This window comes from Mesorhizobium sp. L103C105A0 (assembly GCF_000502215.1).
In the GTDB taxonomy this organism is placed as follows: Bacteria; Pseudomonadota; Alphaproteobacteria; order Rhizobiales; family Rhizobiaceae; genus Mesorhizobium.
In genome coordinates this window covers 38744-64159 of the sequence record NZ_AYXF01000007.1, presented here as the reverse complement: position 1 = coordinate 64159, position 25416 = coordinate 38744, and the positions used below count along the sequence as shown (strand labels likewise).

The following is a 25416-nucleotide window of genomic DNA, read 5'->3' as shown; positions in this document are numbered from 1 at the left end:
GAATGCCACTGGGACGGCGGAGCGGGCCAGCCAGCCGACCGATCGGCTGGGTCGCCCGCTTGCGTCGCGATGCGATTGCCGATTCCCTGAAGTGTCCATTTGCGTCCCCGCTAGCTGGACCCGGAGGTCGGGTGGTTCTCTTCTATATTTAAGGTTTCTCGTCGAGACCAGAGCACTGCAGTATTGTGCATGGCAACATAATCATTTTCCATATGGACTGAAATGTCCACCCTGTGGCTGCCCCGCCTTCTGGCTAGTTCGCCCAGAACCGGCCCATCCGCTTCCGGCCCATCTCAGCCGTCATCGGCGCAAGCTGATTTGGACCGAGCGCCGGATCCTGCGGCTTACTCGATCAGTTGCGGCTGTTGAGATGCCGCACCCTTCGCAGTTGCGGAAACAGCACCGCCCACAGTCCGGCGACGGCAATCGCACCGACGCCGCCGATCACCACCGCCGGCACGGTGCCGATCAGCGCCGCCATGGTGCCGGCGCGGAACTCGCCGACTTCGTTGGAGGCGCCGACGAAGACCTGGTTGACGGCGTTGACGCGGCCGCGCACCTCGTCGGGTGTCCACAGCTGGATCAGCGTCTCCCTGATATAGACGCTGAACATGTCGGTGGCGCCGAGGCCGGCAAGGGCCAGGATCGACAGCCAGGTGATGGTCGAGACGCCGAACAGCACGGTGAAGGCGCCGAACCCGGCGACGAAGCCGAGCATGATCTTGCCGGCACTGTCGCGCAGCGGGTGCCCGGCAAGCCAGACCGCGACACAGATGGCGCCGATGCCGGGCGCCGAGCGCAGCAGGCCGAGGCCCCACGGGCCGAGTTCCAGAATATCGCGGGCATAGACCGGCAGCAGCGCCGAGGCACCGGACAGAAGCACGGCGAAGAGGTCGAGCGAGATGGCGCCCAGGACGATCTTCTCGCTCCAGATGTATCGGAAGCCGGCAAACAGCGTCTCCATCGTCGGCTTGTCGGTGGCGCTCTGCTGGGCCGGTTTCGGAATGGTGAAGATCAGCAGACCGGCCACCAGCATCAGCACGGAGGCAACGGCGTAAGCGGCTTCGGCCGAGACGCCATAGAGCAGGCCGCCGGCGACCGGGCCGACAATGGTCGCCGTTTGCCAGGCGGACGAGTTCCAGGCGATCGCATTGCCGAAATCTTCCGGCGGAACAAGGTTGGCGAACAGCGACGACGAGGCCGGCCCATAAAAAGCGCGCGCCAGGCCGAACATAGCCAGCACGATGAAGATCGGCAGCGGGCTGACGAGACCGCGCAGCGTGAAGTACAACAGGACAAGCGCACAACCTGCCTCGACTACCGTCGCCAGCGCCATGATCAGGCGGCGGCCGAAACGGTCGGCGACAACGCCGGTGACCAGCACCAGCAGCAGCGACGGCAGGAACTGGACGATGCCGACAATGCCGAGATCGAAGGGATCGCGCGTCAGATCATAGATCTGCCAGCCGACGGCGACGGACACGATCATGGTGGCGAAGGTGGTCAGGAAACGCGCCGCCCAATAGCTCAGGAAGGAGCGATGGCGGAAGGCGGCGTAACGCCGGTCAGGCGGTGTATGGGAATGGGATGTCATGGATACAGGCCCCGTTGCTTGCATTGGCCGGCGGGGCACTTCCCGGAAATGGGCGCTGTTCCGGCCAATGAAACTTATCAAAGTTCGGGGCGCGTATGCGTGAAAATCGGGCCCGGATCAAGCGGTTTTCAAGCCGCTCGCCCGATTGCACGCGGACGTTACTGCCTCAGCGCGGCGGAAATGGCGTCGAGGCCGCCCTGTAATTCCGCCTCTTTCGGCCAGCCGAAACCGACGCGGAAGAAGCGCTTGGGCATATCAAACCAGTGGCCGGGACCGACATAGGTGCCGTGGTTTTCCAAGAGATTGACGTAGAAACGGTCGAGGTCGAAGTCTGGACTGACAACGAGCCTTGGAAATCCGACGACGCCGCCTTGTGGCCGCACCCAGTCGACCAGCGGCTCGCGGTCGATCCAGGCTTGCACGATGTCGCGGCGTTTCGCCATCTCGGGCAGCAGCGCGCCCAAGAAAGCGTCGCGGCGCCCCAGCATGCCGCGCGCAATGCCTTCGTCGATGACGCTGCCGCAAATGCCGATCTGCTCCTTGGCGGCGAGGAAGCGCTCCTGCAGTTCGGCATCGCTGGTGATCAGCCAGCCAATGCGGATGCCGGGAATGCCGAAGGCTTTCGACAGCGACGAGACGCTGATCGCTTTGGGGCTGAGAGAAGCCGCCGCCGGCAGGCGCTGTCCATAGGAGAGGTCGCGATAGGTCTCGTCGACCAGCAGATGGCAGCCGCTCGCTTCGGCCAGCGCAATCAGCGCGTCGAGATCGGCCCGGCCCATCATCGTGCCGGTCGGGTTGTGCGGGCAGGTGACGCTGATCAGCTTGGTGTTCGGTTGCATGCTGGCGGCGACGCGGCCGAAATCGATGGCAAAGCCTGCGTCGAAATCGAGATCGACATAGGAGATGGCGCAGCCGATCGCCTTGGGGGTCTCGATGTTGGTGGCGTAGTTCGGCCGGACGACGACAAGGTGGTCGCGCTCCGACAGAAGCGAGGTCGAAATGATGAAGAGCGCGCCCGCCGCACCGGCGGTCACAAGAACATCGTCAGGCGAAATGCCGGAATCCTGCGCCGCGATCAGCGCCCGCAACTCCTTGTCGCCGCGATGCTCGCCGTAGAACAGCGTGAGATCCGGCAGCGACAGGCCGACGTCGGAGAGTTTCTGATCGGCGATCGAGCTTTCGGAGAGATTGAACCGAATGCGATCGTAGCCGTATTCCTCCGGCGCCTCTTTCTCGATCACCATTCTGGCGTAGTTCATGGCTGCTCCCCCAAAGTCCTGACACTCAGAGGTACAAGCCATAAAAGCACGAAGCCTGCCAAGGCTCATTCGCCGGCAGGCTTCTGTTCCAGTCGTCCAAACGATTGGCTCAGGGCCGAGGCGCTGATCCCACTCAGGCCGGAACTTTGGCCTTCCGGCCCTTGGCTTTCGCCGGCGCGGCAACTGCGGCCTTGCGGCCGAGGCCGATCGACTTGGCCAGCTCGGAGCGCGACGCCGCGTAGTTGGGGGCAACCATCGGATAGTCGGCCGGCAGGCCCCATTTGGTACGATAGGCTTCCGGCGTCAGGTTGAAATGGACGCCGAGATGGCGCTTCAGCGATTTGAATTTTTTGCCGTCCTCGAGGCAGATGATGTAGTCCGGCGTCACCGACCGCTTGGGATTGACGGCCGGGATCTGCGGCGCCGCCACTGGGGCCGGCGGCTGGCTGAGCCCTCCGATCGACGCCGCAACGCTGGCGATGAGATCGCTCAGGCCGGCAACGGGCAAGCGGTTCTTCTCGACGTAAGCGGACACGATATGGGCGGTAAGCTCGAGCAGGTCGATGTCCTTGTCAGAGTCGTTGCTGTCGTCGGCCAATTTATCTCTCCGTCGCTAGGGGGGTGGCGGAAACTCCCAGAGCGGTCCCAGCGGAGCCGGAAATCCGCTCTAGTCATTTGTCTTGCCGCATATGTGCGGTTGCGCCAGATGATTCCATCCGGTGCCACCGATCTAATCGCCAAATCTGCGTAACGCAATGACTTCGTATCGCGCCACACGTCATTTTGAACAACTATACTGAATTTTAATACTATCAGACGATCAGCGCCTTGTCGCGCCATAGTCGAAAACCGCCCTCGAAAGCACGCGTATTGTCGCCGCGCCTGGATGTGGCGGGCAATTCATCCAGTCTGTCGACATTGCCGCCGCCGATGACGACATAATCGGGCTGCAGCGCCGCACGCAGCCGCCCGACGACGTCGAAAACGTATTTGCGCCATTTTTTCTTGCCGTATTTCTCCAGGCCGCGCTCGCCGACATAATCTTCGAAACTGCCGCCCTTGCGGTACGGCAGATGCGCCAGTTCCATCGGCTGGCCGACATTGTTGAGGATCATCGCCGCGCCCAGGCCGGTGCCGAGGCCGAGGAACAGCATGCGCCCGCCATCGTAGCTGCCGATCGCCTGCAGCAGCGCGTCGTTGACGACCTTGACCGGCTTGCCGAAGGCGGCGGCAAAATCGTAGCCGTCCCAGCCCTTGCCGAGATTGGCGGGATCGAGCGAAGGCCTGTTGTGCTTGACCGGGCCGGGATAGCCCATCGAGATCACGTCATAGGCCAGCCCTTCGGCCAGCGTCTTCACCGTGGCGACCATCTGCTGCGGTGTCAGGTCCGGTCCGGAATCGGCTCGGCGCATCTCGCCGCCTGCGCTGGTGAGGATTTTCACATGCGAGCCGCCGACATCGATCGTCAGCACGATCGGTTCGGCCTTGGCCTTCGCGGGCCTGGCTGCCTTGGCCATGTCGTTTCCTCCGCTCACTTGGCGCATTCCCCCGTTTCAGGGAACGGGGGAATGCTCCAACTCTTTGTTTTTACGCAATTCCGGACGGAAAAACCGCTCGCACCCTTCCTGAATTGCTCAACTCGGATTGATCCAGCCGTTGGGCGGCCCGAAGCTGGCCATGGCGTCGGCCGGCCCCCAGGTCTTCGGCTCATACATATGCGGCGGCGTGGTGTCGCCGAGCACCGGGCCGACGATGCGCCAGGCAAGCTCGCTGGCATCCTGGCGGGTGAACAATTGGCCATTGCCGTTCATGGCATCGCCGATCAGCCGCTCATAGGGCGGCATGTCGCCCTTCGAATCGTCGAGCGCGGTGAGCTCGACCTGCTCGCCGACCATGTCGTCGCCGGGTGCCTTGCGTTGCGCGCCGATCGAGATCGCCACCTGCGGGTCGATGCGGAAGCGCACGTAATTGGCGTCGCTGGGCTTGATCGGATCGAAGACGTCCAGCGGCGGCCGCTTCAGCCGCACGATCACTTCGGTCACATGCACCGGCATGTTCTTGCCGGTGCGGATGAAGAAGGGCACGTCCTGCCAGCGCCAGGTGTCGACCATGAAGCGCACCGCGGCAAAGGTTTCGACCGGCGAGTTCGGCTTCACGCCGGGTTCAGCGAGATAGCCTGTGAACTGGCCGCGCACGACGTCGTCCTTGGTCAGCGTGCGGATGGCGCGCAGCACCTGCACCTTCTCGTCGATCAGATCGTCGGCCGAGCGGCCGACCGGCGGTTCCATGGCGAGCAGCAAAAGGATGTTGAGCAGATGGTTCTCGATCACATCGCGGATAGCGCCGACATCGTCATAGAATTTGCCACGGCCTTCGACGCCGAAGTCCTCGGCCATGGTGATCTGTACGCTTTCGACGAAGTTGCGGTTCCAGATCGGCTCGAGAAAGGAATTGGCAAAGCGGAAATAGAGCAGGTTCTGGATCGCCTCCTTGCCGAGATAGTGGTCGATGCGGAAGATCGACTGCTCTTCGAACACCAGATGCAGCACGCGGTTCAGCCAGCGCGCCGATTGGAGATCGTGGCCGAACGGCTTTTCCACCATCAGCCGCGCGCCATGCGCGGTACCGGATTGCTCCAGCCCCTGGACGACGGTCTCGAACATGGTCGGCGGCACCGCCATATAGTGCAGAGGCCGCTGCGCCGAGCCGAGCGCCGTCTTCAGCTTCTCGAAGGTCGCGCCGTCGCGGTAGTCGCCGCTGACATAGCGCAGCAGATTGGCGAATTTGGCGAAGATCTTTTCGTCGATCTTGCCGAGCGCGTTGACGATGCCGTCGCGGGCCCGCGCCTGCAATTGGTTGATGTCCCAGGCATCGAAGGCGACGCCGATCACCGGCTCGGCCAGCGTCCCCTTGGCTACCATCTGGTAGAGGGCCGGAAATATCTTCTTGTGGGCAAGGTCGCCGGTTGCTCCGAAGAGCACCAGCGTGTCGGACCGTTCCGGGCTCATCTTGCGCGTCTCCCCTGCGGCCTTCACTTGCCGGCCTTCGGCTTTTCGACATGGCCGCCAAAGGCATAGCGCATGGCCGACAGCAGCTTGTCGGCGAATTCGGATTCGCCCTGCGAGGAGAAGCGGTCGAACAAAGCCGAGGACAGAACCGGCGCCGGCACGCCGGTGTCGATCGCCGCCTTCAGCGTCCAGCGTCCTTCGCCGGAATCGGAGACGCGGCCGCCGAACTGGGCCAATGCCGGGTCGCTCTTCAGTGCGCCGGCGGTGAGGTCGAGCAGCCACGAGCCGATCACACTGCCATGGCGCCAGACCTCGGCCACTTGCGGCAGGTCGATGTCGAACTGATAGTATTGCGGGTTTTCCAAAGGGCTGGTCTCGGCGTCCGCCGTGCGCTGTCTTTTGCCGGCATTGGCCGATTTCAGGATGTTCATGCCTTCGGCGTAGGCGGCCATGACGCCATATTCGATGCCGTTGTGGATCATCTTGACGAAATGGCCGGCGCCGCTCGGTCCGCAATGCAGGTAGCCAAAGGGTGCGGTTCCCCCCGCCTTGTCGGGCGTGGCGCCGGCATCGGCGCCAGGCGCCAGCGTGGCGAAGATCGGATCGAGGTGTTTGACCGCCGTATCGGGGCCGCCGATCATCAGGCAATAGCCGCGCTCCAAGCCCCAAACGCCGCCGCTGGTGCCGACATCGACATAGTGCAGGCCCTTGGCCGCGAGTTCGGCCGCCTGGTCGACCGCGTCGTGATAATAGGAATTGCCGCCGTCGATGATGATGTCGCCGGCTTCCATCAATGCTGCCACCTGGTCGGCGATCTTGCCGGTGATCGCCGCTGGCAGCATCAGCCAGGCGCTGCGCGGCTTGGAAAGCTTGCCGACGAACTCCTCCATCGAGGCGGCGCCGATGGCGCCATCGGCAACCAGGCCGGCAACGCTTGCCGGGTTGATGTCGTAGACGACGCATTCATGGCCGTCGCGCATCAGGCGGCGCACCATGTTGGCGCCCATCCTGCCCAGTCCCATCATTCCGATCTGCATGGTCTTGTCCTAGTCGCTTGAGGAAAGAAAATTGCTGGCGAGTTAGTTCTCAATGCCGACGGTGAAGTCGACATTCTCCCAACGGTCGCCGTCGGGCCAGAAAAAAGTGAAGACGATCGTATTACCTCGCGGAATATCGGCCACCGGCAGATCCGCCAGATGGACGCCAAAGACATTCACGGACGTGTTGATTTCTTGGCTGGTCTGCCACTGGTCGCCGCTCCAGCGGATCAGTGCCGGCTGCAGCAGTTCAACCCGCAGCGTCTTGCCGGCTTCCATGGTGCGCAGCCTGTTGTTGAAGCGCCATATCCTCAGCGGCGAGCCGGTCTTGTCCCTGACATAGCGCTTGACGCCTTGCGGCGGCATGTCGAAGACGGCGCCGTCGCGGAGCGAGCGCAACAGCTTGATGTGTTCCGAATGCGCCCAGACCAGCGGCATGGCGCTGCCCGACGGCCTGCCCAGCCACAATTCGCGCTCCGGTATGTCGGCGCGGTCCCAGACCTGTTCCGGCAGCAGACCGCCCACGCCAGCCGAAGCCTCGAATGTCCTGAGCAGGCTTGCCGCCTTGTCCTTGTTACCGGCGGCCAGCTCGTAGTGGGCGCGTTCGCCGGCCAGCAACGGCCAGGGCCGGCCCTGGCCGTTGCCGTCGAAGGGCGCGCCGTCGGCGTGTTCGCCATAACCGTCGCTGGTGTAGCGATACCAGAGAGGCCCTTGCGGCAGGTCGCAGCGCAGTTGCGCGTCTATGATCTTGACCGTGCCGACGATGCGCGGATCGTCCGCGGCCCTGAGGCCGAAGCGGACCAGCGCCAGCGCGTCCGGGCTGACAATCGCTTCGGCCGGCTTGTCGGTATCGCCCGGCGGACGGTTCTTGATCGGTACGAAGCCGTCCTTCGGCGATGCGGCGCCTGAACCGTCGGCCGGCGCGATGCGGATGTAGTAGCCGTCGACGCCAGCCTCGTGGCACTGCGGTGTGCCGTTGACATAGGTCCAGCGCTCGATCTGGTCGTTCCAGCAATCCGCGACCTCGCGCAAATAGTTAGCCGGTTCCGGTTTGCCGTCAACGTCGAACAGATCGGCGGCGCCAAGCAGTGCCGATATTTCGACGGCGAGCGTGAATGGGCTGTAGCCGGCATCCTCTTCCCAGCGGTCCTGCCCGGTGACGGGACCATTGCGCACGACATAGGACGCGGCCTTCTCGATCATCGGCATGAAGGCGGCGAGCTTGGCGCGCGGCAGGTGGCCGGCGCGGTGCAGCGCATCGGCAAGCAGCAGCGGGAAGGCGCATTCGTCCATCTGGATGCCCGGCCAATAGAGCGAGCCGTCGAGCCACACATTTTGTGGCCAGTGGCCGTCCGGCTGCTGGATGGAACAGAGATAGGCGAGGATCTCAAGCGCCTGCGCCGGATCGCCGGCGGCGAGGAAGCCGCCCGCGGTTTCCACAAGGTCGCGCGGCCAGACCAGATGATAGCCGCCAAGGTCGTCGTCGCCCTTGCTGAACCCCCAGGGGATCGACAGGCTGGCGACGGCCGCACCGGGCCTCGCCCCCCAGCGACAGGTGTGTCGCCAGCACCGCTGTGCTGACGCGGTAGGTGTTGAGGCCGGATGCATCATGGTGGTCGAGCGCCGTCAGGCCTGCCTGCCATTTCCGCCATTTCGCGACATAGGCCTTTGCCGCCGGCTCAAAACCGCGTTTCAGGCTGGCGGCGGCGTTTTCGGCCGCTTCATCCGGCGTTGCCCCAAACCCAAGCGCAAGCAAGGCTTTGCTGTTGCGTAAGGAAAAGCCGATCTCGCCGGTCAGCGCGACATTGCCGTCCTCCGCCCTTTGGCAGGCCGGATCGAGCCGGCCGGCGCGGCTGAGTTGCTGCCAGCCGTCGGAAAAGCCTGCATAGCCGGCCGAGCAATCACCCCAGGGCAGCGAGGATGCAAGCGCCAGGCAGGTGCCGCGCCCGGACGCGAACAGCATCGGCCTCCCCTTGTGCTCGTCGGTCCAGGCGGTGTTGCCCATGCCGGCACTGACCAGATGCGGCGCCAGCAGGGCGTAGACGCGGTAGTCCGTGGCCACGCCCTCGAGTGCCGTGAAGCTGGTTTCCTGCAGCAAGGCCGGGCGCGCCGGATCCGCCAGGATGCGCTTTTCGATCTGGTAACGCGCCGTCGCGTTGATCAGCCGGTAGGCGGGCACGCCGTCCTCGAACGGCTCGATGGCATGCGTGGCGTCACGCTTCTCCTCGGAGAACCAGCCGCCGGGACCGGTGACCAGCAGTCCCATGTCGCGCGTGCAGGCGCTGTCGAGGCCGGGATAATAGACCTCGTTGACGATGCCATGGCTGAGCGTGAACCAGACGCGGCTCGCCGGCGAAAGCGCGGCACCTACGCCGCTCTTGGCGCTTGACGTCCAGCGCGCCGGAATTCCGGGGGCGCCCATTCTTTTGGGTGCACTGGGGGGAAGGGTCGGCGGCATCGCTGCCATGCATGGTCTCCTGGACCCTTCCCTAGACCAGCACGCGAAGGCTTTTCAACCGCCGCACCTGAAGTTGATCGTCCAAGCGTGATCGATCGCAGTTGACAAGCGGGCGTATCTGAATTTGTCTGACAATAGATAAAAAACAGGCAGACAACGCCAAAACCATCTGCAACAGTCGGCGGGGCCGACAATCTATGGGAGGATTATGACATGAAGACACTGCTCGTCCTGAGCGCTCTGGCGGCGATGCTCGCCTCGGGCACGGCGCTTGCCGACACCAGCGGCAAGAAGATCGCCTTCTCCAACAATTACGCCGGCAATTCGTGGCGCCAGGCGATGCTCGACAGCTACGGCATCGTCACCAAGAAGGCGGTGGAGGATAAGATCGTCGGCGCCGCCGACATCTTCACCACCGCCGACAAGGAAGTGCCGACCCAGGCTGCCCAGGTGCAGAACCTGATCCTGCAGGGTTATGACGCCATCGTCATCAATGCCGCATCGCCGGATGCGCTGAACGGCGCCATCAAGCAGGCCTGCGATGCCGGCATCGTCGTCGTCTCCTTCGACGGGACCGTCACCGAACCTTGCGCCTACCGCGTCGTCGTCGACTTCAAGGACATGGGCAAGCAGGAAGTCGAGCAGATGGCCAAGTTCCAGCCCAAGGGCGGCAATTTGCTGGAAATCCGCGGCCTTGCCGGCACCTCGATCGACGATGCCATCCATGCCGGTATCTTGGAAGGCGTCGCCGCCCATCCCGAGTTCAAGATCGTCGGTTCGGTGACCGGCGACTGGGACCAGACGACGGCGCAGAAGGCGGTCGCGACGATCCTGCCTTCGTTGCCCGACATCGTCGGCATCGTCGACCAGGGCGGTGACGGTTATGGCGCGGCACAAGCCTTTGCCGCCGCAGGCAAGCCGCGTCCGACCATCATCATGGGCAACCGCCAGGACGAGCTGAAATGGTGGAAGGAGCAGAAGGACAAGGATGGCTACCAGACCTGGTCGGCCTCGATCGCGCCCGGCGTGTCGTCGCTGGCCTTCTGGGTGGCGCAGCAGGTGCTCGACGGCCGCACCGACATTCCGCATGACCTTTTGGTGCCGTATCTCGCCTTTACCCAGGACAATTTCGAGACCGAGCTGCCGAAAATCAAGGAGGGCGGCGTCGCCACCCACGAATACAGCCAGGAAGACGCAATCGCGGCGATCAAAGCCAATATCAAGTGATGCATTGCATTCATTGCCAGCGGCATGACCGACCGGATATCGTTGAGCATGCCTGAGGCCAATACGGACATCATCAGACTGGGCGGCGCCGAAAAACATTTCGGCGCCGCCCATTTGGACATCATCAGGCTGAACGGCGCCGAAAAACATTTCGGCGCCGTTCGGGCGCTTAACGGCGTCGACTTCCATGTTGTATCAGGCGAATGCGTCGGGCTGGTCGGCCACAACGGAGCCGGCAAATCGACGCTGATGCATATGGTGGCCGGTACGCTGCAGCCCGATGGCGGTGAGATCGCGGTGCGTGGCAATGCCGAAACCGACTACTCGGTGGCGCGCGCGCTGAAACTCGGCATACGCTGCGTGTTCCAGGAACTGTCGCTCTGCCCTAACCTCAGTATCGCGGAGAATACGCGCATCAACCATCCGGCGCTCACCGGCTTCGGCTGGCGACGCAAGGCGGCTGCTCTCATTGCCGCCAAGCTGGACGAAATCTTTCCGGATCACGGCATCTCGGCAGACGACATTGCCGGCGATCTCTCCATCGGCCGGCGGCAGATGGTCGAGGTGGCGCGCGCCTTCACGGTGACGCGCGATCCGCTCGACTTGGTCATTCTCGACGAGCCGACCTCTTCGCTGGACGCGCATACTGCGGGCCAGCTGCTTGCCTTCGTGCGCCGTTTCGTAGCCACCGGGGGCAGCTGCATCCTGATCTCGCATGTGCTGGGCGAGGTGCTGCAGAATGCCGACCGCATCGTGGTCATGCGCGACGGCAAGGTGGTCGCCACGGACGTTGCAAAAGCGTTCGACCGCGACCGGCTGGTGGCCACCATGGGCGGCGCGGAAGCGCGCGAGAAGATCGCGGCGGAGATCGCCGCCAGGCCGGCGGCGGGCCCGCTCAGGGTGCGGGCGCGGCCCGAGCGGCAGCAGGACGGCAAGGAGCTTGTCGCCCGCGCCGGCGAGATCATCGGGCTTGCCGGGCTTGCCGGCCATGGCCAGACCGACCTGTTGCTGGCGATCTTTGCCGCCGCGACGCGTAGAAGGCTTGATATCGAGGTGACCGCCCCGGTGGCGCTGGTGGCCGGAGACCGCCAATCGGACGGCATTTTCCCGCAATGGTCTATTGCCGAAAACATCGGCATCCGCTCGCTGGCGCGGCTGCGCAAAGGGCTGCTGATCTCGCCGCAGCGCGAGGCCGAGCTTGCCGAGTTCTGGAAGCAGAAGATCGGCATCCGCACGCCTGACATGACCAACAACATCTTCTCGCTGTCCGGCGGCAACCAGCAGAAGGCGCTGTTTGCCCGCGCACTGGGTTCCGATGCGCAGATCGTGCTGATGGACGATCCGATGCGCGGCGTGGACATCGGCACCAAGCTCGAGGTCTACGATCTCGTGCGCGAGGAGGCGGCCAAGGGCCGGACCTTCCTCTGGTACACCACCGAGACCGAAGAGCTCGACAATTGCGACCACATCCATGTCTTCAAGAACGGCCGCATCGTCGCCAATCTCACGCGCGACGAGCTGACCGAGGAAAAGATCATCCAGTCCTCATTCGGCGACGCGGCCTGAGATGACGGCAGTCGCTCCCGGCCCTACGTCCTCGCCGCGCAGCAGCGCGGCCCGCGCGCGCCTGCTGCGCAGCCTGTTGCCGGCGCTGTCGCTGGCGCTGGTGGTTATCGCCATCGCCTGGCTCAACCCACGCGCCATCAGCTATTTCGGCTTCAGCCTGATGTTGAACCTCGCTATCCCGATCGCGCTGGCGACGATCGCCCAGATGTTCGTCATCGCCGGCAATGAGCTCGATCTGTCGATCGGCACCTTTGTCGGCTTTGTCGGCTGCGTCACCGCGACCTGGCTGAAGGACGCGCCGCTGCTCGGCGTGATCATCCTGCTCGGCTCCATAGGCGTTTATGCGCTGCTCGGCGCACTGATCCATCTGCGCAATCTGCCGTCGATCGTGGTGACGCTGGGCATGAGCTTCGTCTGGCAGGGGCTTGCCATTCTGGTGCTGCCCAAGCCCGGTGGCAAGGCGCCGGACTGGCTCTTGTCGCTGATGGCCTTCAAGCCGCCCTTCATTCCGTTCCCTATCATCGCCGCGCTGGCGATCGCAGCGGTGGTGCATTTTGGGCTGATGCGCACCTCCTATGGCGTCATCCTGCGGGGATCCGGCGGCAATCCGGCGGCGCTCAGGCGCGCTGGCTGGTCGCTGCTTCGAACCAAGATCGTGCTGTTTGCGCTGACCGGCCTATTCGGCGTTCTGTCCGGCATGGCGCTGATCGGCATCACCACCTCGGCCGACGCTAATATCGGCAATGGCTACACGCTGCTGGCGATCGCCGGCGTCATCCTCGGCGGTGGCGAGTTCGTCGGCGGCCGGGTATCGCCGATTGGCGCCGTGCTCGGCGCGCTGACACTGGCGCTGGCGGCATCGCCTCTGCTCACCTTCATGCACATTCCGCCGGATTGGCAGGTCGCCGCCAACGGCGCCATCCTGATCATCGTGCTGGCAGCCCGCGTCCTGATCAGCCGCAGGGAGAGGTAGCGATGACGCTGGTTAAATCGCTGGCCGCCAAACCCTGGATATGGGCGTTCATCGGCGCGATGTTCGTCTGGCTGGCGACCATCGCTTTCACCGGCGGCTATGGCGGCGGTGGCATGGTCACGGCGGCACTGTCGCTGGCGGTGTTCACCGTCATCGTCGGAGTCGGCCAAATGTTCGTCATCACGCTCGGGCCAGGCAATGTCGACCTGTCGCTGCCGGCCAATATCGGGCTCGCCAGTGCCGTCGCCATGAAGGTCATGGGCGGCAGCGATTCCATGATCGTGGTCGGGCTGCTCGCCGCGCTCGCCTGCGGCGCCGCCATCGGTGCCGTCAACTATCTCCTGATCTGGGCGCTGAGGATCCCGCCGATCATCGCCACTCTGTCGGCCAGCTTCATCATCCAGTCGATCGACATCAGCTATGGGCGTGGCCTGCAGATCAAGCCGCCGCCCGGCTTTGCCGATTTTGCGAACTGGCAAATCCTGGGCATTCCAGTGCTGGCGATCCTTACCGTATTGTTCAGCATCGGTGCGGCCATCGCCTTGCAGCGCATGATCTATGGCCGCTCGGTGCTGGCGATCGGCCAGAACATCCGCGCCGCGTGGCTTGCCGGCGTCAATGTCGGCCGCACCCGCTTCCTGACTTACACGCTGTCGGGCGCGCTCGGCGGCATGGACGGGGCGCTGCTCGCCGGCTATTTCCGCGGCGCCAATGTCGATATCGGCAACGAGTACCTGCTGGCCTCGATCGCCGTCGTCGTCATCGGCGGCACCTCGGTCGCCGGTGGCAAGGCCAATGTTCCCGGTGTCTGGGGCGCGGCGCTGTTCCTGGTGCTGCTTCTGACCATGCTCAACACGTTCGGCGTCAGCGCCGGCGTTCGGCTGTTGCTGACCGGGCTGATCATCGTCGGCGTCATCACCGTAGCCGGCGGCGAGAAAGCGCTGCGCTAAAAGGCGTGAGCCCGGCAGCAGTCCCGCCAAATTTGACCATGTGGACAAAAGTCCGCACCCGTTCCATAGTTCCGCGTCTGATTTCGGAACAGTCGGCTCGACACGGCTGTCAAACAGAGGGGCACTAGATGGAAAACCGGAAAAACAAATCGCAATTGACCGGCCTGTCGCGGCGCGACGTGCTGGAACTCGGCGCACTTGGCCTGGCCGCAGCCATGCTGCCGGGTGCAGCCCTCGCCAAGGACAAGAAGCTGAAGGTGGCGGCGATCTTCGCCACGCCGATCGAGGAGCCGTGGGACAACCAGATCCACGTCGCCCTGCAGAAGGCCGAGAAGGAACTCGGCATCGAATACAAATGGTCGGAAAAGGTGCAGACCGCCGATTTCAGCCGCGTCATGCGCGAATATGCGCAAGGCGGGTACCAGCTGGTGCTGGGCGACGCCTTCGCCGCCGAGCGTGAATCGCGCCGCACGGCAAAGCAGTTCCCGAAGACGGCATGGCTGTTCGGCTCGGGCGCCGGCCCGGCCGAGCCCAATTTCGGCGTCTTCGACAACTGGATCCACGAGCCGGCCTATCTGTCCGGCATGATCGCCGGCAAGATGTCGAAGTCGGGCACGATCGGCGCGGTGGCGGCCATGGGCATTCCGGAAGTGAACCGGCTGGTCAACGCCTTCTTTGCCGGCGCCAAGGAGGTCAATCCCAACATCAAGAAGAAGGTCGCCTTCATTGGCTCGTTCTTCGATCCGCCCAAGGCCAAGGAAGCGGCGGTCGCCCAGATCGATGCCGGCGTCGATGTCATCTATGCCGAGCGCTTCGGCGTCATCGAGGCGGCGGTGGACAAGAAGATCCTCGCCATCTCCAACATGTCCGACCAGTCGAGCCTCGGCCCCGACACGGTCATAACCGGGCCGGTCTGGGACATGTACCCGACGGTCGAGCAGGCGATCAAGCTGGTCAAGGCCGGTGTCTTCACCGCGCAGGATTATGGCGATTTCTCGCGCATGGCCAAGGGCGGGTCGTTCCTGGCGCCCTACCATAAATTCGACAAGACGCTGCCGGCGGATGTGAAGGATCTGGTCGAGAAGAAGAAGGCCGAGATCCTGGAAGGCAATTTCCGGGTGGATGTGGATGAGAACACGCCGGTTTCGGATTAGCTCGGCGTACCCTCCCCCTTGAGGGGAGGGTGGCCCGCAGGGCCGGGTGGGGTCCTCCGCGAAGTGCTCCATTCTGCTAAGTCATGGGTTGAGGCAGTTGAGGTGACCCCACCCGCCTCGCTTCGCTCGGCACCCTCCCCTCGAGGGGGAGGGGTATCTCCGCAGGAGCATCCTTGTCCGCCCCTCTCATCGAAATGCGCGGCATCACCAAGAGCTTCGGCGCCGTCAAGGCGAATGAGGCTGTCGATCTAAGCGTCGCCCCAGGTGAGATCCTCGGCCTGCTGGGCGAAAACGGCGCCGGCAAGACGACGCTGATGAATGTGCTGTTCGGCGCCTATGCGCCCGATGCCGGCGAAATTCTTATCCAGGGCAAGACCGTGCGGATCACCAGTTCGGCCGATGCGCTGGCCGCCGGCATCGGCATGGTGCACCAGCATTTTCATTTGGCGCCAAGGCTGACGGTCCTGGAAAACCTTCTGATTGGCATTCCCGGCAAATCCGGCCGCATCGACCGCGCCGGCGGACTTGCCCGGTTGTCCGACATCAGCCGTCAGTATGGGCTGACGCTGGACCCCAACCTGCCTGTCTCCGCGCTGTCGGTCGGCGAGCAGCAGCGGCTCGAAATCGTCAAGGCGCTGTTTCGCGGCGCCAGGCTGTTGATCCTCGACGAGCCGACGGCGGTGTTGGCGCCGAGCGAGGTCGACGGGCTGTTTTCGGCGCTGCGCTCGATGGCGGCGCAGGGGCTCGGCATCATCTTCATCTCGCATAAATTGAACGAGGTGCGGGCGCTCACCCATCGCTGCACCGTGTTGCGGCACGGCCGCGTCGCCGGCCGTGTCGACGATCCGGCGAACACGACATCGGCAGAAATGGCGCAGCTGATGTGCGGCCATGAGATCGTGCCGCCGGCAAGAGGACCTTCGACCCCAGGCGCGGCGGTGCTGACGCTCGACGGTATTTCCACCTCACGGCATTCGGGGACGCCGCTGCGCGATGTATCGCTTGCCGTTCGCGCGGGCGAAATCCTCGGCATTGCCGGGGTCTCCGGCAATGGCCAGCGGGCACTGGCCGAGGTGATTTCCGGCACGCGCGCGCCCGACGCCGGCGCGATGACGATAGCCGGCAAACCTGTGACGCGGTTCTCCCCGCGCGAGGTGCAGGCGCTCGGCCTTGGCCGCATCCCGGAAGACCGTATGACGACCGGGCTGGTCACCAATCTGCCGCTCGCCGATTCCATGGTGTTGCCGCGCATTGGTACTGCGGCTTTCAGCAGCCGGGGCCTGCTCAAGCCAGATGCGATCCGCGCCTTCGCCGAAGAACAGATCAAGGCCTATGACATCAGGTGCCCCGGGCCGATGACCCGCGCCGGCGCGCTGTCGGGCGGCAATCTGCAGAAGGCGCTGTTGGCGCGCGAACTGGCTTTCGACCCGAAGGTGCTGATCGTCTCGCAGCCGACGCGCGGCCTCGACATCGGTGCCGCCCGCTTCATCCACGAAAAATTCCTCGACATGCGTGCCAAGGGCTGCGGGATCATCGTCATCGGCGAGGATCTCGAAGAGCTGCTGGTGCTCTGCGACCGCATCGCGGTGATGTATGAGGGCCGCATCGCCGGCACGCTGGACAGCGCCGATGCGACCATCGCGCGGCTTGGGCTGCTGATGACCGGGGCGGAGGGCCGAGCCTAGATGGACTTTCTCACTCGGTTCCTCGCAGAAACCTCAAATAATACTGCCCGCTTTTGGCTGACTTTAAGCGTCAGCGCTGCCCCTCACCTGCCTGCCGGCATCCTCTCCCCGCATAGAGACGGGGAGAGGGGCTCTCACCCATGGTTTCGCCAATCGCCACAGCTGCAAAGGGGAGCTGCCATAGGGCCCAGATCCGTGTCTATACGGGGAGAAGGTGCCGGCAGGCGGATGAGGGGCGGCGCGACCGTCTGGGCGGCGGAGGGGCATAGCTGATGTTCCGCCTCGAAGCCCGCAGTTCCACCCCCGCCTGGTTCAATCTCGCTTTGCCGCTGCTGGCCATCGGCGCAGCGCTGGTCCTGTGCAGCGGCCTCATCGCGCTGGCCGGCGCCGGCGTGCTTGAGGCCTATGGCGTGATGCTGTCGGCCTCGTTCGGCGACAGCTATGCCATCACCGAAACGCTGGTTCGCGCCGCCCCGATGATCTTCACCGGGCTGGCTGTGGCCGTCGCCTTCCGGGCCAAATTCTGGAACATCGGCGCCGAGGGCCAATTGCTGGCCGGCGCCGTGGCCAGCTGCTTCGTCGGCGCCATCCCGATGCCGGGCGCGCTGGCGATCCTGTCGATGGCGCTGGCGGGCGCTGCTGCCGGTGCCGCGGTAGCGCTGGTGCCCGCGACGCTCAGGGTCAAATTCAAGGTGGATGACGTCGTCAGCTCGCTGCTGCTCAACTCGGTCATCTACTATGCGCTGATGGCGCTGATCGAGGGGCCGTGGAAGGACTCGTTCAGCGGCTATCCGATCTCGCCGCCGATCGAGGATTCGGCGAATTTCCCGGTGCTGCTCGAAGGCACAAGGCTGCATCTGGGTGTCATCGCCGCGTTGATCGCAGCACCGTTGATCTGGTTCCTGATCGTGCGGACCACGCTCGGCTTCCGGATCAGGGTCACCGGCGAAAGCCCGGAAGCCGCCCGCTATGGCGGCATCCACGTCGAGCGGGTGCTGATCTCGACGGCGCTGCTGTCGGGCGCGCTGGCCGGGCTTGCCGGCGTCGGCGAGGTCGGCGGCGTGCATTTCCAGGTGATGAGCGACATTTCGCCGGGCTATGGCTATTCCGGCATCGTCGTTGCCATGCTGGCCAGGCTCAATCCGCTCGGCGTCGTACCGGCGGCGATCTTCCTGGCCGCCGTGATGACCGGCGCCGAAGCGATGTCGCGCGCCACCGGCGTGCCGGCGTTCCTCAGCGATGTCATCCAGGGCACGGCGCTGCTCGCCATGCTGGTGGCGCTGCTGTTCACGGCCTATCGCATCCGCCGCGTCGGCGCCTTATGAGCGCGGTGTTCGAACAGATCTTTCAGGTCGGCTTCCTCGCCGCCATTATCCGCATCGCCACGCCGCTGGCATTTGCCACGCTGGGCGAGATGTTCTCCGAGCGGGCCGGCGTGCTCAATCTCGGTATCGAAGGCATCATGCTGCTCTGCGCGATGACCGGCTTCACCGCCGCCAGCCTCAGCGGCAGCCTGTGGCTCGGCGTGCTGGCCGCGGTGTTGACCGGCATGGCGATGAGCGCGCTGCATGCGCTGTTCACGGTGGCGCTCGGCCTCAGCCAGCATGTCTGCGGCATCGGCGTTACTTTGTTCTCGTCCGGCCTTGCCTATTTCCTCTACCGTCTGACCTTCGGCCAGCAATCGGTGCCGCCCAGCATCAAGGGTTTTCAGACGGTGCCGATCCCGCTGCTGTCGGATATTCCGGTTCTGGGGTCAGCGGTTTTCAACCAGTTTGCGCTGGTCTACTTGGCAATCATTGCCATCCCGCTCGCTGCTTTCGTGCTCTACCGCACGCCTTGGGGGCTGTCGGTGCGGATGGTCGGCGAGAACCCGCGCGCCGCTGATTCCGCTGGGGTCAGCATCATCGCCACGCGCTTCCAGGCGGTCATCCTCGGCGGTGCGCTGATGGGGCTTGCGGGCGCCTTCCTCACCATGGCACAGTTCAACGCCTTCACCTTTGGTGTGGTGTCGGGCCGTGGCTGGGTGGCGATCGCGCTGGTCGTGTTCAGCCGCTGGGACCCGTGGCGCTCTGCGGGCGCGGCGCTGCTGTTCGCCTTCGTCGATGCGCTACAATTGCGCATGCAGGCGAGCGGCCTCGGGCATATTCCCTATGAGGCGTTCTTGATGCTGCCCTTCATTTTCACCATCGTCGCGATGGCCGTGATGTCACGCAACGCGGTTGCGCCGTCGGCGCTGCTGAAGCCGTTTCGACGAGAAGAGCGGTAAGGCGAGTAGGACTTGGCGCCCTTCCTCTCCCTCCGGGGGAAGAGGTGGCGCTGCGAAGCAGCGACGGAGCGGGGAACCACCTCGCCACTGTTGCCAACGGGTGCGCATGAATCTTCCTTGCGCCAAGGGTCGACCCCCACTCCGTCGAGTTGCGCTCGACACCTCTCCCCCGATCGACGGGGGAGAGGAAGGGCGCCAAGCCTGGGATACTCACATCGCCGTAAAACCATTATCGACAAACAGATGCGTGCCATTGACGAAGCTGGACTCATCGCTGGCGAGGTACAGCGCTGCCTTGGCCACTTCCTCCGGCTCACCGATGCGGCCCTGCTGTGCGGCCAATGCGGCGTCCGACACGTCGACGCCGAGCTTGCCGAGATCGGCGACCTCGCGCAGGCCGTGCGGCGTGCGGATGAAGCCGGGACAGACGGCGTTGCAGCGTATGTTGCGGTCGCGGAATTCGACTGCGATGGCGCGCGCGAACATGTGGCAGGCGCCCTTGGTGGTGTCGTAGAGCACCTCCATGGGTGTGGCCGCCACAGCCGAGATCGACGAGGTGCAGACGATCGAACCGCCACCGGCAGCGATCATGCCCGGCAACACGGCGCGCGTCATCAGGAACATCGAGCGGACATTGACCGCATGCAGCCAGTCCCATTCCTGCACTGTCGTCTCCAGGAACGGCTTTATCACGATGGTGCCGGCATGGTTGAACAACACCGTGGCCGGGCCGAGCCTGGCAGTCGCCGCCTTCACTGCGGCCTCGACCTGCGCCTCGTCCGAGACGTCGGCCACTCAGTGTTCGGCGATATGTCCCCGCGCGCGTATCGCCGCCGCAGTGGCTGCCGCCGCCTCGCCATTGCGGTCGATGATCGGCACCTTGGCGCCTTCGGCGGCGAACAATTCCGAGGCCGCTCCGCCCATTCCGGTCGCGCCGCCCGAGATGATTGCAATCTTGCCGGCTAGTCTTGTACCCATGTTCTGTTCCCGTTCCCGATCGAAATGATCCGCATTTGTGCCGGAATGGCGATGCTATCGCCTATGCAGACGTCGGCCAAGCTTGTCGCTCGCTTGTCGCCAGCAGGGGTCCCCCAGCAATCCAAAACCAAATAATAAGGCATACTGAGAAAATCGTTCTACATATCGCCAAAAAATAGCACTCGACAAAGTCTACTGATTTTATAGATTAATCCGCAAGACGGAGGTCGATATGTCCTATATCCAGAACGCCGAGACGGACCGCACCAGCCAGAGGCTGGCCAATAGCCAGGCTTTCCGCCCGGCCTATGCCGGCGCCTTCGCCTATCTCGTCTTTGCCCTTGCGTTCGTGTTCACCGGGGCAGTCGTGCTCGGCTTGATTCCCTGACCCGTTCAGGCCGAAGGGTGGCGACCTATCGCTTTCAGTGAGTGACCGGAGTTGATGAACCGAATGCGGATGCGCTTTGGCGCTGACCGCTTGTTTTTACGCATGTCGTCGTCTCAAAAACCGGGGCCACTTTTGGGCGACATACATCCAACGTGATGGAGGAGATGGCAATGCCGATCGAGTTCACGCATGTTCCCGGTAAAACGCATGCCGCCGACGCCGGTTCGGCCGTTCCGTTCTTCTATGATTTCGTCGAGACGGCGACAAAGCTGTCGCTGATCGAGGATTCCGGCTTCCAGAACATCGTCGTCGACGACCCGGCCGGGCTGTTGACCAATATGGACATCGCCGCCCAGGCGCTGGACCGCACCTCGTCGCTGGAAGTGGTGCTGACGCACTGGGCCGGCGTGATCGCGCCTGCGGTTGCGGCGCGGCAACTGGCGGCGCTCGACGCCAGGAGCGGCGGCCGGCTGGCGCTGAGGATGCTGAGCGAGCCGCTGGATGACGACGATGCCGAGACGCGTCCGGTCGGCCACACCGTGGTCTGGCAGCGCATCGACGAATATCTGGTGCTGCTGAAGCGGCTGTGGTCGAACGACCGGCCCTTCGACCATGAAGGTGCGTTCTACAGCATCAAGGGTGGCTATGTGCCGCGCAAGGGGCCGCATGGCGTCGATATCACCATCCGCATGGGTGGCCAGTCCGGCACGGCGCTGAAGGTCGCCGGCCGCCATGCCGACGTCTTCGAGCTGGCGCCTGGTTCGCCCGACGAGATCCGCCAGCTGATGGAACGGGCGCGCAGCGCCGCCGCCGAGCATGGCCGCGCCGGCAAGCTGCGTTTTGCGCTTCCGGTCCGGGTCCGCTCGGAGGGTGGCGCCTCTACCGTCGGACACAAGGCGGTCGAACTTTCCGGACCACCGGCGCAGATCGCCCTGTCGCTGCTGTCCTATGCGGCGCTGGGCATCAGCGAGTTCATGATCGTTGGCGTCGACAGGCCGCGCGAGATCGCCGGCGTCGGCCGCGAGACGATCGCGCTCTTGCGTAATTCGCTGGCACGCCGTGAGGCGGAGGTGCCGCAGCCCGGCGCGTTTGCCTCGCGGGGCGGGTCGGATATTCACGCAGCTGGGTAGCGAGATCGCGATCGGGAACGCCGGCGGGGACAGCACCCCCCTCTGTCCTGCCGGACATCTCCCCCTCAAAGGGGAAGATTGGCAGCTTGAGCGCCGGCTCTCAACGTTGGTAATTGGCGAAAGCCGACGTGATGTCTGATCGCCCTCCTTGCGGGGGATGCCCGGCAGGGCAGAGGGGTGCTGTCCCGCCAGCGTCTAATCACCACTCAGCACTGCCAGCGCCTCCAACACCGCGTCAGATTCCGTCAGCGTACCAAATACCCCGTCCTCCACCGTCACCATATGCAGCGCCGCGTCATGCGCGTATTGGTCGCCGCTGGCGCAGGCATCGGCGATGGTCAGGCACTGGAAATTGCGGTCGCAGGCCTCGCGCAGCGTCGTGTGCACGCAGACATCGGTCGTGCAGCCGGAAAAGATCAGATGGGTGATGCCGCGTGCGCGCAGCACAAGTTCCAGGTCGGTGTAGGTGAAGGCGCTGTTGCAGGTCTTGTCGACGATGATGTCGTGCGGCGCGACGTCGATGTCGGCGACGATCTGAAAGCCGGGGCCGGAGCGCAGCAGCACGTCGGTGCCTTCGAGACCCGCCCGCTTGCGGCGCCATCTCTCGTACGGCGTCATGTCGGCCATGTCGCCGCGATATCCCTGCCTGGTGTGAATGATGGTGAGGCCGGCCGCGCGTGCCGCTGATATCAGTCGGTTGACTGTCGGCAGGATGGCGCGCAGCGGCGCGGGGTCATAACCCTTCCTGGCGAAATAGCCGGTCGGCGAGAGGAAATCCTCCTGCAGGTCGATGACCAGCAACGCGGTGTTTGCCGGCACCAGCCGGCCGTCATAGGGGAAATCGAACGGTATCGCCTTGATCATCGCAGCCTGCCTCAATTGCTGCCCGGTATCGTGGCCCAGCAACCCTGCGGCCGTCCATCCCTCAGTGCGACGACACCAGGTAGACCGACGCCAGGACGATGTGCCGCTGAGACATCGCGCCGATAATCGTTGGCCAAAAAAGCCATCTTGTTTGTTGACTAGTAAACTCATGTTTTATAGTCAAGCAGGGCACTCGGCCGCCTGAATTGTTTCCAGCGGCTGTGCCGCGTTTGAGAGAAGCCAGAACCAGTGGCTGGATTTCCGGGGTCGACATTCCGTCACCGACCAGCCGATCGTACGTGCAATGACGAAGCGAGGAAGAAGCGTGTCCAGAAATGGTTTGTTGGCGGCGCTGGCCGCGGTCATGCTGTCGGCCGGCAGCGCTGCTGCGCAAGAGCAGCCAAACACGCAGCCCAGGGTGACGACGGAACCCGCTGCAGCTGCCCGGTCGGCGGCCCAGCCTTCCCCGGTCGCAGTCGAACGGCCCGCACCGGCTGCGCCTGTCGCGCCGGCTTCGCCAACTGCCGGGCAGGCGGCGCCGACCGCGCCACAGCCGGCAACCCAGCCCGGTGCATCCGCGCAGGCCGAGCCTTCGGCAATATCGCTGACGCTGCCGCACGATCTGTCGCCCTGGGGCATGTTCATGGCCGCCGACATCATCGTCAAGGCGGTGATGATCGGGTTGGCCTTCGCCTCGCTGGTCACCTGGACGGTGTGGCTGGCCAAATCGCTGGAGATTCTCTTCGGCAAGCTCGGCGCCCGTCGCGCTGCGCGCGCCATCGGCAATGCCGCCACGCTGCGCCAGGCCGGGCGCGCGCTTGGCAACAGTGGCGGCCCCGGTGCGCTTTTGGTGCGGGCGGCCGAGGAAGAGACTGCCCTTTCGGCCGGTGCGCTCGGCCATGTCACCGGCGACGGGCTGAAGGAACGCGTGACGTCGCGCCTGTCGCGCATCGAAGCGGCGGCGGCGCGGCGCATGTCGCGCGGCACCGGCGTGCTGGCGACGATCGGCTCGACGGCGCCCTTCGTGGGCTTGTTCGGCACCGTCTGGGGCATCATGAACGCCTTCATCGGCATCTCGCAGGCGCAGACCACCAACCTCGCGGTCGTCGCGCCCGGCATCGCCGAGGCGCTGCTCGCCACGGCGATGGGCCTGGTCGCGGCCATTCCCGCGGTGGTCATCTACAACGTCTTTGCGCGGTCGATAGCCGGCTACCGGCAGCTCCTTGCCGATGCCTCGGCCGGGGTCGAGCGGCTGGTCAGCCGCGATCTCGATTTCCGCACGGTGCCGCAGGCGCCCGCGCTGGCGGCGGAGTGATGGGCTATGGCGGCTAGAATTCGCGAGGCTATCGATGGCGATCTCGAGGAAAACCACGAGATCAATGTCACCCCGTTCATCGATGTCATCCTGGTGCTGCTGATCATCTTCATGGTCGCTGCACCCTTGGCGACAGTCGACGTCAATGTCGATCTGCCGGGTTCGACGGCGACGCCAGCACCCCGGCCGGAAACGCCGCTGTTCCTGACCCTGAAGGACGATCTGACGCTCGCGATCGGCAATGACAGCGTGCCGCGCCAGGCTTTCGCCGCGGTGCTCGACGGCAGAACCAAGGGCGACAAGCAGACCCGCATCTTCCTGCGTGCCGACAAGGCGGTCGGTTATGGCGAGCTGATGGAGGTGATGAACCTGCTGCGCGGCGCTGGTTATCTGAAGATCGCGCTGGTGGGGCTGGAGACGGTGCCGGCGGACGCATCCGCGGCGCACCGGGGCGCCGCCCCGTGACGCAACTGGCCGCCGCCGCACCCGCGGCCGACCCGCCACGCGCCGGCCTGCGCGAAATTGGCTTGTGGGCGGCTGCGGCCATTGTCATTGTCGGCGCGCATGTCGCGATCGCCTATGCCGTCCAGAGCTTCAGCCTGGCCAACATGGCCGATGGCGGCCCGCCGCCGGCTGTGGCTATCGAGCTGTCGCCGATGATGGTGGCGCCGGCGGTGCAGGAGGACTCGATGGCCGACGTGGTGACGCCTGAGCCGCCGAACCAGATCGAGGAGGCGGTTGCCGAACTGAAGCCCGTCGTGGAGCCCGAGCCCGGTCAGCCGGGGCCGGTCGCCGAGAAGACGGAAGCGGTTCAACCCGCCGCTCCGATCGAGACGGCAGCGGCCGAGCAGCCCGATCAATCGCCGCCGCTGGATGAGGTGGTGCCCGACATCGTCCCGACCATAGCGCCGGATGTGGTCATTCCGCCGCCCCAGACCAAGCCGGCGGAGACCAAGCCGGCGGAGACCAAGCCGATCGAGAAGGCGAAGAAGGCTGCCGAAAAACCCAAGCCGAAAGCAAAGAAAGAGAAGAAGGAAAAGGCCGCGCCGGCGAAAGCGGTCGTGACCGCCAGTGTCGATCAAAAGGCAGCGGCGAAGGCGTCGGCGCCGAAGGCTTCGCAATCGAGTGGATCATCAGTCAGTGCAAGCAAATGGAACTCCCAGCTGATCGGATGGATCAATCGGCACAAGCGCTACCCGAGCGCGGCAAGGTCGCGGCGCGCCGTGGGTACCGCAAATGTGACCTTCGTCGTCAGCGCTTCGGGCAAGGTGACCTCCGTCCGGCTGACCCGATCTTCGGGGGACGCCGATCTCGATCGCGCCGCGCTCGGCANCTTCGGGCAAGGTGACCTCCGTCCGGCTGACCCGATCTTCGGGGGACGCCGATCTCGATCGCGCCGCGCTCGGCATTCTGCAGGGTGCGACGGTGCCCGCGCCACCGCCTGAGAAGGCCGGTACGGCTGTCGTGGCGCCTTTGATGTTCACGCTGCGGAACTAGAAGCAGCCGGACAAGGCCGATCCCATGACCACGTACTTTCCCGCTTGACTGACCCGCCGGACCGAAT

At 64.6% G+C, this 25416-nt stretch carries 20 protein-coding genes and 3 pseudogenes; 14 read left to right on the top strand and 9 right to left on the bottom strand.

Translation table 11 applies throughout. The features are described from left to right. Positions 1–352: 352 nt before the first annotated feature. From X727_RS144825 to X727_RS01000000164925, 7 genes and pseudogenes are all read right to left on the bottom strand, one after another. Entirely contained in the window at positions 353–1594 is a 1242-nt protein-coding gene (locus X727_RS144825) for an MFS transporter (RefSeq protein ID WP_023670472.1), read from the bottom strand. 158 nt (positions 1595–1752) lie between these two features. Next, entirely contained in the window at positions 1753–2853 is a 1101-nt protein-coding gene (locus X727_RS144830; protein WP_023670471.1) for a pyridoxal phosphate-dependent aminotransferase, read from the bottom strand. A 133-nt stretch (positions 2854–2986) separates the two neighbouring features. Further along, entirely contained in the window at positions 2987–3451 is a 465-nt protein-coding gene (locus tag X727_RS144835; RefSeq protein WP_023687743.1) for a MucR family transcriptional regulator, read from the bottom strand. A gap of 214 nt (positions 3452–3665) precedes the next feature. Further along, positions 3666–4370: an ROK family protein gene (locus X727_RS144840; protein WP_023807698.1), complete on the bottom strand. Its 705-nt coding sequence runs from the start codon at positions 4368–4370 to the stop codon at positions 3666–3668. Between the two features lie 117 nt (positions 4371–4487). After that, positions 4488–5861 (bottom strand): glucose-6-phosphate dehydrogenase, encoded by a 1374-nt coding sequence (gene zwf, locus X727_RS144845; RefSeq protein ID WP_023834669.1) that lies wholly within the window; start codon positions 5859–5861, stop codon positions 4488–4490. A 23-nt stretch (positions 5862–5884) separates the two neighbouring features. Next, the gene (gnd, locus tag X727_RS144850) at positions 5885–6898 is read right to left on the bottom strand and encodes a phosphogluconate dehydrogenase (NAD(+)-dependent, decarboxylating) (protein WP_023834668.1); all 1014 of its coding nucleotides are present in this window, start codon (positions 6896–6898) and stop codon (positions 5885–5887) included. 42 nt (positions 6899–6940) lie between these two features. Then, positions 6941–9320, bottom strand: a pseudogene (locus X727_RS01000000164925) (glucan 1,4-alpha-glucosidase). A gap of 249 nt (positions 9321–9569) precedes the next feature. On the opposite strand from X727_RS01000000164925, the gene X727_RS144855 reads away from it, so the two are divergent. The 8 genes from X727_RS144855 to X727_RS144890 all read left to right on the top strand — a co-directional run bounded on the left by X727_RS144855 (position 9570) and on the right by X727_RS144890 (position 19177). Next, positions 9570–10583, top strand: coding sequence for an ABC transporter substrate-binding protein (locus X727_RS144855; RefSeq protein WP_023670464.1), 1014 nt, complete (start codon positions 9570–9572; stop codon positions 10581–10583). Between the two features lie 48 nt (positions 10584–10631). Beyond that, the gene (locus tag X727_RS144860; protein WP_023732918.1) at positions 10632–12149 is read left to right on the top strand and encodes a sugar ABC transporter ATP-binding protein; all 1518 of its coding nucleotides are present in this window, start codon (positions 10632–10634) and stop codon (positions 12147–12149) included. 1 nt (position 12150) lies between these two features. Beyond that, the gene (locus X727_RS144865; RefSeq protein ID WP_023694460.1) at positions 12151–13122 is read left to right on the top strand and encodes an ABC transporter permease; all 972 of its coding nucleotides are present in this window, start codon (positions 12151–12153) and stop codon (positions 13120–13122) included. 2 nt (positions 13123–13124) lie between these two features. Then, positions 13125–14072 (top strand): ABC transporter permease, encoded by a 948-nt coding sequence (locus X727_RS144870; protein WP_023834667.1) that lies wholly within the window; start codon positions 13125–13127, stop codon positions 14070–14072. Positions 14073–14200: 128 nt separating this feature from the next. Beyond that, positions 14201–15226: a BMP family protein gene (locus X727_RS144875; protein ID WP_023834666.1), complete on the top strand. Its 1026-nt coding sequence runs from the start codon at positions 14201–14203 to the stop codon at positions 15224–15226. Between the two features lie 173 nt (positions 15227–15399). Then, entirely contained in the window at positions 15400–16911 is a 1512-nt protein-coding gene (locus tag X727_RS144880; protein ID WP_023807701.1) for an ABC transporter ATP-binding protein, read from the top strand. Between the two features lie 272 nt (positions 16912–17183). Next, positions 17184–18236, top strand: coding sequence for an ABC transporter permease (locus X727_RS144885; protein ID WP_023806411.1), 1053 nt, complete (start codon positions 17184–17186; stop codon positions 18234–18236). After that, the gene (locus X727_RS144890) at positions 18233–19177 is read left to right on the top strand and encodes an ABC transporter permease (protein ID WP_023834665.1); all 945 of its coding nucleotides are present in this window, start codon (positions 18233–18235) and stop codon (positions 19175–19177) included. The genes X727_RS144885 and X727_RS144890 overlap by 4 nt, the downstream gene beginning before the upstream one ends. A gap of 210 nt (positions 19178–19387) precedes the next feature. Here X727_RS144890 and X727_RS01000000164920 read toward each other — a convergent pair. Further along, positions 19388–20155: pseudogene (locus X727_RS01000000164920) on the bottom strand (SDR family oxidoreductase). A 232-nt stretch (positions 20156–20387) separates the two neighbouring features. On the opposite strand from X727_RS01000000164920, the gene X727_RS1000000166750 reads away from it, so the two are divergent. Next, a complete protein-coding gene (locus X727_RS1000000166750) occupies positions 20388–20543 on the top strand; it encodes a hypothetical protein (RefSeq protein ID WP_023670454.1) in 156 nt (51 codons plus the stop codon). 170 nt (positions 20544–20713) lie between these two features. After that, positions 20714–21673 (top strand): LLM class flavin-dependent oxidoreductase, encoded by a 960-nt coding sequence (locus X727_RS144895; protein WP_023732922.1) that lies wholly within the window; start codon positions 20714–20716, stop codon positions 21671–21673. 195 nt (positions 21674–21868) lie between these two features. On the opposite strand, the gene X727_RS144900 is transcribed toward X727_RS144895, so the two are convergent. Continuing rightward, positions 21869–22537 (bottom strand): isochorismatase family cysteine hydrolase, encoded by a 669-nt coding sequence (locus tag X727_RS144900; RefSeq protein ID WP_023686098.1) that lies wholly within the window; start codon positions 22535–22537, stop codon positions 21869–21871. A 325-nt stretch (positions 22538–22862) separates the two neighbouring features. On the opposite strand from X727_RS144900, the gene exbB reads away from it, so the two are divergent. From exbB to X727_RS1000000169115, 4 genes and pseudogenes are all read left to right on the top strand, one after another. Beyond that, a complete protein-coding gene (gene exbB, locus X727_RS144905; protein WP_023687757.1) occupies positions 22863–23852 on the top strand; it encodes a tonB-system energizer ExbB in 990 nt (329 codons plus the stop codon). Positions 23853–23858: 6 nt separating this feature from the next. After that, positions 23859–24317: a TonB system transport protein ExbD gene (exbD, locus tag X727_RS144910; RefSeq protein WP_023710186.1), complete on the top strand. Its 459-nt coding sequence runs from the start codon at positions 23859–23861 to the stop codon at positions 24315–24317. 143 nt (positions 24318–24460) lie between these two features. After that, positions 24461–25153, top strand: a pseudogene (locus X727_RS1000000169120) (TonB family protein); the annotation flags it as partial. Between the two features lie 43 nt (positions 25154–25196). Beyond that, entirely contained in the window at positions 25197–25349 is a 153-nt protein-coding gene (locus X727_RS1000000169115; protein WP_245267864.1) for a TonB family protein, read from the top strand. Positions 25350–25416: the final 67 nt, after the last annotated feature.